The sequence below is a fragment of the Proteiniborus sp. MB09-C3 genome, from assembly GCF_030263895.1.
Lineage (GTDB): Bacteria > Bacillota > Clostridia > Tissierellales > Proteiniboraceae > Proteiniborus.
Genome location: NZ_CP127161.1, coordinates 770,503 through 783,197, shown reverse-complemented (window position 1 = coordinate 783,197; position 12,695 = coordinate 770,503). Strand labels below are relative to the sequence as shown.

At 32.3% G+C, this 12,695-nt stretch carries 12 protein-coding genes; all 12 read right to left on the bottom strand.

Going from position 1 to position 12,695, the window contains the following annotated elements:
- Positions 1 to 46: 46 nt before the first annotated feature.
- The 12 genes from QO263_RS03810 to QO263_RS03755 all read right to left on the bottom strand — a co-directional run bounded on the left by QO263_RS03810 (position 47) and on the right by QO263_RS03755 (position 12,435).
- A complete protein-coding gene (locus tag QO263_RS03810) occupies positions 47 to 229 on the bottom strand; it encodes a hypothetical protein (protein ID WP_285626634.1) in 183 nt (60 codons plus the stop codon).
- Positions 230 to 307: 78 nt separating this feature from the next.
- Positions 308 to 691, bottom strand: coding sequence for a hypothetical protein (locus QO263_RS03805; RefSeq protein ID WP_285626632.1), 384 nt, complete (start codon positions 689 to 691; stop codon positions 308 to 310).
- 101 nt (positions 692 to 792) lie between these two features.
- Positions 793 to 1,416: a DUF3885 domain-containing protein gene (locus QO263_RS03800; RefSeq protein ID WP_285626629.1), complete on the bottom strand. Its 624-nt coding sequence runs from the start codon at positions 1,414 to 1,416 to the stop codon at positions 793 to 795.
- 854 nt (positions 1,417 to 2,270) lie between these two features.
- On the bottom strand, positions 2,271 to 3,014 hold the full coding sequence (locus tag QO263_RS03795) for a hypothetical protein (RefSeq protein ID WP_285626626.1): 744 nt from the start codon (positions 3,012 to 3,014) through the stop codon (positions 2,271 to 2,273).
- A gap of 212 nt (positions 3,015 to 3,226) precedes the next feature.
- Positions 3,227 to 3,922 carry a Shedu anti-phage system protein SduA domain-containing protein gene (locus QO263_RS03790; protein ID WP_285626623.1) on the bottom strand — a complete coding sequence of 232 codons (696 nt, stop codon included), beginning with the start codon at positions 3,920 to 3,922 and terminating at the stop codon, positions 3,227 to 3,229.
- 75 nt (positions 3,923 to 3,997) lie between these two features.
- Positions 3,998 to 4,591 carry a hypothetical protein gene (locus QO263_RS03785; protein ID WP_052221604.1) on the bottom strand — a complete coding sequence of 198 codons (594 nt, stop codon included), beginning with the start codon at positions 4,589 to 4,591 and terminating at the stop codon, positions 3,998 to 4,000.
- A 28-nt stretch (positions 4,592 to 4,619) separates the two neighbouring features.
- The gene (locus QO263_RS03780) at positions 4,620 to 5,483 is read right to left on the bottom strand and encodes a hypothetical protein (protein ID WP_052221605.1); all 864 of its coding nucleotides are present in this window, start codon (positions 5,481 to 5,483) and stop codon (positions 4,620 to 4,622) included.
- Positions 5,484 to 6,008: 525 nt separating this feature from the next.
- Positions 6,009 to 7,718, bottom strand: coding sequence for a TnsD family Tn7-like transposition protein (locus tag QO263_RS03775; protein WP_285626621.1), 1,710 nt, complete (start codon positions 7,716 to 7,718; stop codon positions 6,009 to 6,011).
- Positions 7,718 to 8,431, bottom strand: coding sequence for a hypothetical protein (locus tag QO263_RS03770; protein ID WP_285626618.1), 714 nt, complete (start codon positions 8,429 to 8,431; stop codon positions 7,718 to 7,720). The genes QO263_RS03775 and QO263_RS03770 overlap by 1 nt, the downstream gene beginning before the upstream one ends.
- Before the next feature lie 66 nt (positions 8,432 to 8,497).
- Positions 8,498 to 9,466 carry an ATP-binding protein gene (locus QO263_RS03765; RefSeq protein WP_285626616.1) on the bottom strand — a complete coding sequence of 323 codons (969 nt, stop codon included), beginning with the start codon at positions 9,464 to 9,466 and terminating at the stop codon, positions 8,498 to 8,500.
- A complete protein-coding gene (locus tag QO263_RS03760; protein WP_285626614.1) occupies positions 9,438 to 11,597 on the bottom strand; it encodes a TnsB C-terminal domain-containing protein in 2,160 nt (719 codons plus the stop codon). The genes QO263_RS03765 and QO263_RS03760 overlap by 29 nt, the downstream gene beginning before the upstream one ends.
- Positions 11,578 to 12,435 carry a TnsA endonuclease C-terminal domain-containing protein gene (locus tag QO263_RS03755; protein ID WP_285626611.1) on the bottom strand — a complete coding sequence of 286 codons (858 nt, stop codon included), beginning with the start codon at positions 12,433 to 12,435 and terminating at the stop codon, positions 11,578 to 11,580. The genes QO263_RS03760 and QO263_RS03755 overlap by 20 nt, the downstream gene beginning before the upstream one ends.
- Positions 12,436 to 12,695 lie beyond the last annotated feature (260 nt).

Here is a 12,695-nt window from a genome sequence, read left to right as displayed (position 1 = left end):
ATGAGTGCATTCAACCTCTTCTTTAGTCGAACATTCAGTAGCAAATTCACTGCCATAATTCTCCGCTGAAAAAACATACCTTTCCCCATCCATCAAAATTATCATGATAAGCCAAGCCACAACTTCCATTGACCTGTGTTTCTCCAAAATCAAAGTATTCCTGCCTATATTCCCAAATTTTCCTTTCTAAAACCTTTGAAGGTTTGATTAAAAACAAATTGTTAATCATGTTTGCACTCCTGATATAAATTTTCTACTTCGCTTTTTTTACTAATGTGTAATATAGGAAGTAACATAACCTCTTATTCTACTTAATATCTATAGGTGCAGACCTCTTTGGGCTTTCTTCATACCCATCTAGATAATCAGGTAATCTTTCCTCTATACTACAACCGTCTAAAGAATACCATATTACTTTTTCAATAACATCACGCATACTTTTACCATAAAAGACCTTCGCATCTATAAAATCTTCTAGTCCAGTATATTCATATGCCTGAGAACCATCTGGAACTAATCCGTACCAGTATACTGATTTCCTAGGATTATCTCTATCTGGCATTTTTCCCAGCCAGCAATCATCATACACTGTATCATTATCAATGCAAAAATTCATTTCAATACAGGAATTATTCTTTGCTACATCCGCCTCTAAAACCTTTGTTAAATCCTGCAGTTTAATTTTAGTCAATATTCTCACCCCTAACATTTCCCTATTTAAATGGTAGTTTATTCTGTATTATATAAAGATTACGCCCTAAATATAAATAAGAAAAATACTTATTCGATAATCTAACCGAGAAATATTTTATCTATTTGTTCGCGGTCATAATCAAGTATCCATGTATTCAATTTCTGATAAAGTAGCATTAATGTATTCTTATCATGGGCAACAATATCAAGCCCTCTATCATCATACAGGTGCAACATAACATGATTTTCAATATCAAATAGGTATACCGATGAAACAAATTCTTGAACTCCACCCAAATCACCAAGTATAATTTCCTGAAATATTTTTCCCATTGGTATTTTTGACTTTTTCAAATCCCAATAAAATTCAGTTATCTTAGTTGTATTGCCATCAACCTTTATATCTTGTGGATATTCCTCTTGTGGTAAGATTGATGCTATTTTTTCTTGAAATATAATTTGAAAATTATGCTTTTCTTCATCATTTTGAGGATATACTTCCCATACCAATATACCAGGGCACTTTATTCCATTATTATATATCGCCATAGCACGATTCAATGCGTTTTCAACATATTCTTTTGATGGAGTACTATCATTGTCATATACATTTCCCACTCCAATTTCAAAACGAATTCCTGTATGGCAGTGGTAATATATAGGGTGTTCAAAATTGTTTAGCCCAAATAATTCTAATTCTTTCCGAATTTGTTCTTTAAGCAAATCCTATGCCTCCCTAAAAAAATAATAGTCTATTTTAAGCTCTCTGTATTCTACTAAAACCTTTTCTTTGTCATCACAATGCGCCAAATGTACCATAAATACTTCCATAAAGTATGGGTAATCTTCAAATCCATTGATTTATCTAACCTTTAACTTTGTCTCTTTTTTGCATTCTAATGAAAAACCCAATAAAAAAGCATGGCCTACAGTGCTTTCCTTTGCCCTATTAAACCATGTTTTCTACAACAACTTTATTTACTTCCTATCAAGAATTTGCATAATGATAGGATTTTATTTGAGATACACAAAATCTGTGTTCATCAAACAAACTCCTCTTCTTTTTCAAATAAAGTTCTCTCACCAACACCCCTCAAGCCCTTGATACTACTGGCTTGTTATTCTCTTCCATTTATCCATTTAATTCCTTAATCCTTGAACCTGCACCACTAAAGTACTTATATTTCTTAAAAATCAGGGCAAAAAATGAAAATAAAGTACTTATAGAATTGAGGAAATAATAGGATTTAGGAACTAGGGATAAGGGGAGATTTTGTCCATTTATTCTTCCATTTTCTTATCCATTCAATCTTCCAATCCATTGATTTATCTGACTTTTAGCCTTGTCTCCTTTTTCTATATCCGTCGTAAACTTCTAATAAAAAACATGGCCTACAGGGCTTTCCTTAACCCTAATAAACCATGTTTCCTACAACAACTTTATTTGCATTCTAAAATGAATTTGCATAATGATAGGACTTTATTTGATGGAGACATAGATACAGGAACAAGGGGTAAGGAGCAAGGGAATAAGGATACCATTATATATAAATTTATTGCTGATTTCAGATTATCGTTTATTTATATAGATTTTTATACCAGCATTCTTTTCCTTCCCGTTTTATTTCAATTCTATCATATTCAATTGATTCTCCGACTAAATATCTCCATACTTCAACATCATCAAGTATTCCATCATATCTTCTTATAAAAGTTTCTACTAGACTTTCTCCTTTTTTATTAAAATCATCTTGGAAAACTATAATTTTTCTTTCAGCAATTATTCTAGAAAGATAAAAGACTGCTTCTATTGCAGTTGATATTTTAGCAGAAGGAAAGTTATCATCCTTTGTCCAAGTATAACTTTTACATTCTGCTACAATGGAGTTATCCAATGAAACCAAATCAAACTTATGAACTTTATTAACACCTACAATTAATGGCTTTTCATAGAAACTATCCTTAAATTTTCTATTTAAATATAATCCCACTCTGTTTTCAAATTCATCAAAAGGGAGCCTTGAAAAAACGCCATTATTATTTGTGTTTTGTAGATTCGAGCGATGATTCTGACTGTTTACTTCATGATTTACCACTTCGTTATTATACGTATGACCAATACCATTTACTATTTTAATCTTTTTACAGTATGAACATTCGCCTTTACAACGGTTTATCATATCTTGCTTAAATAATTTATTACAAACAGCATTAATAGTTTGACGTGGTTCGATGCTCAACAATTTTGATAAACAGTCATCACATAAATTTTTATCTGTGCTACCTAAATAATTTGTAATTACTTCACTGTACTTATCCATTCTATATCTCCTCTTATAGGATAATCTCTATTTTTTGAAATCTTAGTATATAAAAAAGTCTATTTATCAATAAGATAATGGAACAATAAAAAATATGTCTAACTAATAAGTAGGCTTACCAATGGTACTTTTTGCACTATCGCATAAATTATCATAATGCAGTAAAAGAATTTTATGCTTATCTACATATCTTCGTTTTTCTTTATATGTTTTTAGATTGAAAGCATCTCTTCTTCCAGCAACAACTGCATAGTGTATTCTTGTTTTATCAAGGCTAAAAAATCATTAGGCAACTGTTCATTTGGGTTCTTATATTTTTGAAAAGTTTCTCTGAGTGACACATAATTTGACTCAAGCCATTCATCCCAATCAAATACCTGTTTTATACCTTTTCTAAAAGTATCTCCTAAATTTCCATCTTTTAAGGTGATTTTTCCATATGGATTTTCTAACTCAACAAAGACGAACTCATATCCACCTGAGTTTTTTCCTATGAGTAGGTAATCTACTTTGTATGGATTTCCCAACATAAACTCTGGTATAATAAATGCATCATGATGCCCAAAGTTATAATTTGATTTTAAAATAGAACCAATTATAAAATATGCTTTATTATTCTTAATAAACTTTGCAATATCACTCTCAATAATGTTTTCATTACTTAAAAAATCGTAGAAATTAGAAATACTAGTCTTAAGCATATCTTCATTTTTTAAATCTTCTATATCCAAGTAGTTATTAGGAAATATACTTAAATAATGTCTAACTGCTTTGGGATATTTCCTAAACATTGATTTTCTAATATTAAATTTTCCTGTAGTCTTTACCACTTCTTTTTTCTTAAGCATTTCCCATTCATTTATCTCATCTTCGGTTAATTTAGTATAATCTCTATCATAAATCCTCATAGTTACTCTCCCAATATAATCTTATATTAATTAGTTATATAAAGTACTAATCTATTGTTGTTTAAGATTTTAACTTTACTCAATTTCTAGATTAAAATTACTTCTATCAATTTGGGACTCTAAAATGTTATACATAAAAATAAGCGAAAATTTTACTCCATCTTTCTCAGTTAAAATATCTTTAAGAAAGATTTTTTTATTCATACTATATTCTGTAGGGAAATTAATACTTATATATGTCATTCTCTTATATTTTTGTTCCCAAAACCTATATTTAAACTCTTCTTTAAACTCATATTTCGTTAGAAATTGGTCTATAAACTGTGGTTTATTAGAATATAAAGTAATTAGCGATTTCATAACCCAAATATCATCCCATTTATCAAAGTATGGAAAATGCAGTAATACGTTTCTAATAAATTTAAACAAGGCTTTACCTACATCACTAAAATTTGGTCTTTTTTGATTTTTGATAATCCATTGTATAGGTGGATATTTCAATAGTTCAAAATACGTTGCAAATATTTCTTTTATTTTAAAAAGTCGATATTCATCTTCTTTAAACCAAAAATCATCATTTATCATTTCTTCAAACAAGTCATAAAACCTGTTATATCCTATGGTTAAAAATTCTTTTTCATCTTCATTAGGATGTTTCTTTACTTCCATTCATCTCCCCCCATATATAAAATGGATATTATGATTTTCTATCTTTCATCATTTGCTCAAATATCTTGCTATTTATAAACTCCTCTTTATTTTCTATTATATTTTTAACAATTTTCTCTTTCTGATGTGAATTTAACTTCAACTGTGATTCATTTATTTCTTTCATCCATTCAAAGAACTCTTGTCCAACTACACTTTTGATGTACTGATTTTTCGCTCTAATTATTCCCCTGCAATTATATATTTCTGTGTTCTCCCAATATTCTTCTGAATGCATTTTATATATTGTAATTAGAATTATTCCCATAAGGTTTGATATACTCATGTATGTTTTTCTTTTAGAATTATAAAACGTATGACCTCCTTCACTTCTGCTAAAAGCCACATGCGGATTCTGTTGTTTAAACTCTTTATACGCCTCTCTAATATCTCCAAAAAAAAATATATGATTTTTAATATTACCCATGTCATTTCTTTTTTTCATAAGATAGTCTCTCATAATCTTTTCACTATCTATGAGAACATGTAAATCATCAATTTGAATATCTCCGACTTTTACAAAATTAGTTATATCTAAATATAGATTTCTCCAACTTACTGATGTAATAAAATAATAAAGCCATTCATCATATTTAAATTCTTCTTTATTATCTATTAAATATGGATAGAAAACTTTGTTTGCAAAAAGTGTTTCTGCACTATTAAATCTTTCTTCGCAATCCTTACATAATAGATAGTATTTCTCCCCATCTTGCACAACCTTATTAGGATTATCAGTTCTTCTAATATTTCCAACAGATGTTTTCTTTAAATATCGGATTACAAATTTAGGAATAATGTGACTTAATTGGAGTTCCCTTTCCCTATAACATAAAGCACATTTACCTATCATATCTCTCTCATTCCCTTAAAACATTTTTTACATTTAAATAAAAGTTTTATTTATATCATAAGTATTTTATAGTAATACCTTCAGCGAGAACCCCAATCAAAGTTCAGTCCTATTATACCAAGATTTATAGAGAGTCCCGCATATCTATGGAATTTAATAATATTAAATATGTTATTTAATTTCATAAGACATCCCTCCTTTAGGCTCATATTAGAGTTCATATGGTTCTCGCAAGGTCTATTAAAATCCTCGCTCAAGGTATTAATTCTGTGTGTTTGCAAATAGATTGTAAATCTACTTAAATCGCAACTCTATATTAAATCCGTTTCAACTTTACATTTTTCATACATTTTCATTGATAATATCTTTCACTTTGCTTTCAAATATTAGTCCAAAACGCATCTATATAAAATATTCGCCATTTACCCATAATTTCCTCTATTTACCTTCAAATAAGTCTATTATTTGGGTTTTATAAACAAAAGCCACATTAAGGAATTTTTTATCCTTATATGTGACTTTACCCTAAAATTTAAAATTGCAATCATATCCTCTGTTATTTAATATCTGCTTAATTTCCTTATAAATCCCTTCCATGTACCTTGGCTTAACACATGCTGTTTCTGCTATATTCCATAATGTTATTTCTTTTCCCTGCCTTTCTAATTCTTCAATGCCCCATTTTATTTTTCTTATATGGAATTCTTCTAGACTTTCTAATTCTGAGTCTATATATGCCTTTGTCAATGGGAGTTTCTCCTTCCTTTTAGAGAGCCAGCCGCTAATCCCTAACTTGCCTCCTACAGTTGACCATGTTATCCTTTCAGGCTTGCCTTCCTTCATTTCTTTTATCACTTCCTTAACTTTAGGAAGCAATTCAGCATCTCTTTTATCCCAATCAACAGTGTTAACTACTGTTTTTATTCTGCGATAGTTTTCTTCCATCCATTCACTATCATATCTTTTTAGCCATGCATAAACTCCATCGTTATTTTTACGAATTTGGCTACTGCTTTTATCAGGATATTGAGCATGGATTTCAAGCCACTTTCCCCTTAACCTTTCTCTTTTCATTCTGAATTCTTCTGTATCAGTAAACTTGCTGTGAAGATATTTCCCACCACCATTAAACTTCCAGAATTCTTCTATTTCAAGTCTATCAATAGCCTTTCTGATTGTCTTTGTAGATGACTTTAATATATCTGATATTTCTCGGATTGATAGTCCTGACTGGGTAAGTTCTATCAACCTCTGGTCCCACAGTTCCTGATAAGCATCAATATTGTTTTCATCTTCATCATTAGAGCCAAGTTTTGTATTAAATAAATCAGCCACTGGAATTTCGAGAAACCTCGCTAATAATAGATACCTTATTGAATAGGTTGTCCTATCATTATTTCTAACCATATCAGGTAGCCAACCTCCGCTATTAACTGATACAGGGGATTGAACAAGTGCCAAGTATTCATGACCATAAAAATCCACAAAGTCTTGTTTTAACTTCTTTTGGTGAATATAATTGTTCATCCTAGCATAGCCTTTTTCAATCAACTTAACTCGAAACTGATTTCTAAACCACTCAGTCTTCTTAAATCCAAATTGATTATTTAGAAGTATTTCTACATCTCCTGCCATCCAAAGCATCTTCTTCATCAAATCATTTGAATAACTTATTTCTTTTTCTACAATACAGTTCTTACAAGATGCGCTAATAAACCTCTGTCTGTTACCTGCCCTTATGAGTTCTGTGCTATCACAAAGGGGTATCTTATGTTTTAAACATACAAATACCCCTGTAACCTGATGACTTCTGTGCCAATATGGCTCTCCAAATCTTTCTATGTCCTCTTTAAAACACTCAGGACAAAATCGAAAGTATTTATTTAAATTGATAGAATTTGATATTAGACCTATCCTCATGTAGGAAACTGCCCCTTCACCATTTCTCATAGTTTCAATTATCTTTTCAGCCCGTTCTTTTGGGATAAATGCTGCAAGAAAAGGAAATAAGGTATGCTTATAGATAAAATATTCTGCTGTATATTTTGTACCGACAGGCATATTTTCAATTAGTGCATCTAATTGTGTAGACAGTTCCATAACTGCTATACAATTCCTTGTTCCAAATAAGTCTTCAAAATTATGGATTTCTTTTATATTTCCACTTCGCATACAGTATCGTGCCAGCGTACTATATAATATTTCGTCTGGATAAGGTGTAGGAAAAAAGTTCACTATATCACCTCCTTGGAAAAAATATCATCTTCAAAACTTACAATATATCCTGATTCTTTTATAGCCTCATAAGCACTTTTATTATCCTTTTTGCCCTGTTCAACAATGGTTCGAATATCAAATGAGTTTACAGCATTTCGCCCTGATTCTCTTTCTTCCATTTTACCTGTTTCTTTTTTCCCTATCCCCCCTACTTCTTCATCCTTAAGTTGTTCTATCACACCTTTTATCACATCATCTACACCTAAGTCTTGATTTTTAGAAAACATAGTATCAACTATTTTTTGTGCATTTTTAATATCTACGCCTAACTCAACAAGTTTTATCAGAGCCTCTTTTTTTACCCCTATAGAGCCCTCTTGCCTTAGTTTCTTTTGTTCTTTCTTTATCTCCTTAGCCCGCAAGTCCAGGTTAATAGATTCTCTCGCCCGAGTTAAATAATCTGTATAATCAATATCCGCCATATAGATATCTTCGTATTTAATAATTTCTCTCAGATTATTCGTCTTCAATGCAGTAATCATTGGCTGAATTAGTTTTAAATTCTCTTTTGCTACCTTTTTAATAATTTGTGGAGTTATCTCTTCCTTTCCTGTCGATATAGCATGGGCTTGAGCAATAGCATAAACCTTTTTTAATAAATCAGGTATCCCCTGGGTTTCTTCATATAAAACATTACTTATTTCAGGGGTAAGGAGCGTTTCTTTCCTCATCCACTGGTAGTGCCATATAGAATCTACTAATAAGTCCCACACCCTGCAAGTAGTTGACCGTATACATCATTGTCTACCCAATATAGAATCTACTAATAAGTCCCACACCCCATCTCTTTGAATCCTATCGCATACCATATCGCCACCGAGGCCTGACCCTCTGCGTGCCTGTCTGAAGTCCCCCTGAAGGACTTTGATTGCTTTTGGGGTTCCCACTAAAATAACTGGTACCCCTACATTATTTACGAGGTTTACAAAGAAATTTAACATCTTTTCACTTCCTCCAGATTTGGCCATACTTAAATGTTGTATCTCATCAATAACTAAAATTCCTAGAGCACAATTTCTTACCACTTGATTCATAACGGTCATCATCACATCAACAGTTGGTCTTGTCCTCATTACTTTTTCATTATGATTGGTTCCAAGAAGCCTGTCTATTTCAGCAAAAAACTCGTATAGGAGTCCCTTAATTGAGCCGTCATGGGGGCATTCCAATTTCAAATATACTACTTGGTACATCGAAAAAGGAATTTCTTGATATTCAGAATGCACAATTATCTGAGGATATAAAGTTAGTACCCTATTAAGAGAAGAAGTCTTTCCCAAACCTGATATTCCTATCAAAGAAAATCCTAGTGACGTTGAATAAAAATCTTTATTATTTATTAGGTTACTAATATTCTCATGATACTCTCTGTAAAACCCTTGAGCCAGTTTGCTGCTAAATGGATTCCGGGAAAGGTATCCTTGCCTTATTGCACGAGAAATCTTTCTTTCAAGTTCTATGCTCATAGGGAGGGGCTGAAAAACCTGAAATAATCTGTCTACCATATGAATACGATAGTGACTGTCCAGTAATCTTTCACTTTTATTAAATTCGGGATAAAAAGTCAATCTTTCAATTGCCTCTTGGGCGGAAAGGAGATTAGGAAGAGATTCAATGAATGGATTGCCTTTATAATCTGGAATTATCTGCTCTGTATACTCTGCCTCTACTGCTATACTACCATTCGGTATCATCACTTTCTTCATCCATCATCACCTCTTTCTGTTTTTGAAACAGCAATTGCAGGGTATCCATCTCTTCGGTTTCTTTTTCTTCTTTGTTGGCTTTAAAATATTGATTATCATTGCCTAAATCAAAAGCCTCTTCCAGCCTTCTTACGGACTTTTCAGCCTTCCTATTCCCCCTAATGTTCTTTACTCTTTGTCTATCACTTTCTACTGTGCTTGTCTCTCTTTCATAATCTTCTTCTGCTTGCTGAACTATGTCCTCTATTTCAGCAATTAATTGAGTCTTGGCTTGTGCTACATTATCTTTGCTCTTTTCCTGCTGCATTTTTTCTACTACTAATAAGTATTCTATTTCTTCGAATGCCTTATCTTTATATCTGCTGTTAGCATCTACCAAAAAACATTTCTCGTATTCATTAGGGTTATCATTATAGACATAGATGTAATCCATATTACGTGGGTCATAACTTATTTTAATTTTCCGTGTTCCCTTGGTTCGTGCATCAGCAAACATTCCGTTTTTTAGCATAGACTTTGCTGCATAATACATATCTTTATACCTAATCCCTTTTGCAGTCACAGTGGCTGTATCAGAAGGCATCAGTGCTAGTTTTGCAGCATCCTCTGGAACTGTTCTAAGTGTCCCACCTCGATTTGCAATACCCCAGTTCCAAAGTTCTATTGGAATACAGGAAACATTATCTTCAACCATATCTTCATCACGCTTATAGTAATCCAAATGATAATGATTATTGTGGTATAAAATGCATTTTATCATTATCTGAGTAAATTGAAATAAATCCAGTTTTGCTTTTATCCTATAGTCTTTATCCCCTCGTTCCCTTCCATCTAAATCTACAACACCTGGCAGAAATGGCTTTACTCGCTCATTTGTGAGCCCGAAGAACCTTTCAACTGCTGATTTTAGGTCTGCTCTATAGGGTGGGGTATTTTGAACTTTCACATTTAGAGTATTAATAAGGTTATCAATATTTCCTCCTTCTAATTCTCCCCTGTCTGCAATAATAGTTTCTGGAAGATGGTGTACAGGCCAATCCTTCTCCTCTATTTCAATACCATACTGCTTACAAAACTCTACTTTATTAGTTGTAGCATTTAAAAGTGCCATCATGGCTCCAATATATGAACCACTTTCCAAACCTACGTAAATTCCACATATCATGCGGCTAAATTTATCTATCAAGATATAAATGGCTGGTCTGCCTATAATCCAGTTTCTATTGAATCGCGAGACCAAATAAACATCACCTACTTGACAGTCTATTTCAAACGTTCCAGGTTGAAATACTCCATCTAAAGAACTTCCTATTATAGGTCGATACTGTTTTTGATACTTTTTATTGCTGTATCTGCTAGTTATCTCTTTTTTTACATTTCGCTCCTTCTCAAACCAATACCTAAACTGCCCAAAGGATGGAATTTCCGCCTGAGGCTTTATAATTGGTATCTTAACTCCATTTTCTTCTTTAAAACCATCCGAAAAATATTCTTTTCTCATGAGTTCATAAGTCAATGTTAAAGAATTTTTTGCTGTGGTATAGTAGTATTTATTTACAGCAATACGAAATATTCTTTTTATATCCTCAGTAACATTTACCCCTTCTCCTATAATAGACTGATTAGTTCTAGGTCTTCCTCTTTTCACATTTCCAGCCTTTCTCTCTTTGCCCTTTGCTCCACAGTTTCGGTAATCTGGTAATAAAGCGTTGCAAGTTTTCCCCCTTTTCCAGTACCTTTTTAAATATTCCAGAATCCATGATTCACTTAATCCACAGGTTTCGGAGGCTCTTTTAATTAACTTCCCTCTAAAAGCGGATTGAAAAATATCTGGCTCCTTATCTACCATATCCTTAATTACTTCCCACGCCCTATCCCTAATTTTCTTATGTTTTTCAGGTATATCTTCTTCCTTTAACACAACTATAAATTCGTCATCATCTTTTATTTCTGCCTTCCCCCCAGCCAATGCATCTTCTATATCCTCTAATCTGCAAATATAAGGGACTTTATTTTTATTTACATCTATTGTATAGGCTATTTCATCATCAATCCACAGAAGTCTCTCAATGCTAGTACTTTCAGTCCCGTCTTTCCATTCTAGTAAAGAATTAACCGTATACCTTAACATCATTATTTCCCCCTTTGTCACTTATTTCAGGCATGTAAACTGATTTCCCTGTTTGACTAAGATTGATAGGCTTATCCATATCTAGAACTATCCTTTTCTCTGCAACTAAACGTTTAAATAATAGTAATCCCATTCCGACATCTAGTGAATAGTCTTTTTCAAATCCTGCTATAATGTTTTTTACGCTCTGCTTATTATCAATAAATCTGTATAAAATACCGTCAAATAAGTCATCAAACTCAGCCTTAGTAAGACCGTTGCAGCCATCAGAATTCATCACTGAATGAACCCATTCTATATTTTTTGCCCTGACATCATTAATGTCCTTATTTGTCACAATGCCCCAATCAATTCCTTGAACCTTCCAGTACCTCCTTTCAATTTCCAGTTTCTCGATTGTACTCTTTTTAGACAATTCCGAAGCATATTTTATGCTTCTTGCAGCAAAACTCTTTTTTCCATCAGAGTTCAATAGTGTAATCAAAAATGTAGTAGTTAGTATATAAGGCTCCTTGGTTTTCCTGTCTATAAACTTACCAAGTCTTAAATCCGATGTATCTTTTAACACTACTTCTAAATCTATAAGGGGATAATGCTCTCGAATATCAATGACTCTTTCTTCCCAATCTAGTAAATAAAAATACTTTAATTGCGTATCTGAAAAAAAATGATGTATTCTTTGTGTTGTCCACCCAAAAACTCTTGTTACCCTGCCCATACTAGGGAAATCCTGCACAGTTAACCAAGGCTTATATTCCTTCCCTTCCCCCTGACCCCTGCCTTCCTTTATCCATCTATTTAATTTGTTTGAATCCCAATCATTGCTTCTTTTAGCCATTGAATTACCTCCAATACTTTACAATTGCAAATAAAAAAATGCCACTGACCTCAAGGCATCTTTAAGATGTCTGTGTCAATGGCATTTTAATCCATTCGTTCTGTGTACTTTAATTTTATCATACAACGACTTTATTTTAAACGTTAAATTTCAATTTGAAATAGGGTACAGTGGCCAAGTAAAATTCTATGTAATACATGCATAAGGAGGTATTCAATGAAATTTAGTATTTTTAGGACTATAAAACTAGTTATACTTGG

Bases quoted from the DNA above. Each gene is read 5' to 3' on its own strand.
- QO263_RS03780 (WP_052221605.1), bottom strand. From the start codon at position 5,483: ATGATAGGTAAATGTGCTTTATGTTATAGGGAAAGGGAACTCCAATTA.
- QO263_RS03790 (WP_285626623.1), bottom strand. From the start codon at position 3,922: ATGAGGATTTATGATAGAGATTATACTAAATTAACCGAAGATGAGATA.
- QO263_RS03795 (WP_285626626.1), bottom strand. From the start codon at position 3,014: ATGGATAAGTACAGTGAAGTAATTACAAATTATTTAGGTAGCACAGAT.
- QO263_RS03785 (WP_052221604.1), bottom strand. From the start codon at position 4,591: ATGGAAGTAAAGAAACATCCTAATGAAGATGAAAAAGAATTTTTAACC.
- QO263_RS03770 (WP_285626618.1), bottom strand. From the start codon at position 8,431: ATGAGGAAAGAAACGCTCCTTACCCCTGAAATAAGTAATGTTTTATAT.
- QO263_RS03765 (WP_285626616.1), bottom strand. From the start codon at position 9,466: ATGAAGAAAGTGATGATACCGAATGGTAGTATAGCAGTAGAGGCAGAG.
- QO263_RS03810 (WP_285626634.1), bottom strand. From the start codon at position 229: ATGATTAACAATTTGTTTTTAATCAAACCTTCAAAGGTTTTAGAAAGG.
- QO263_RS03755 (WP_285626611.1), bottom strand. From the start codon at position 12,435: ATGGCTAAAAGAAGCAATGATTGGGATTCAAACAAATTAAATAGATGG.
- QO263_RS03760 (WP_285626614.1), bottom strand. From the start codon at position 11,597: ATGTTAAGGTATACGGTTAATTCTTTACTAGAATGGAAAGACGGGACT.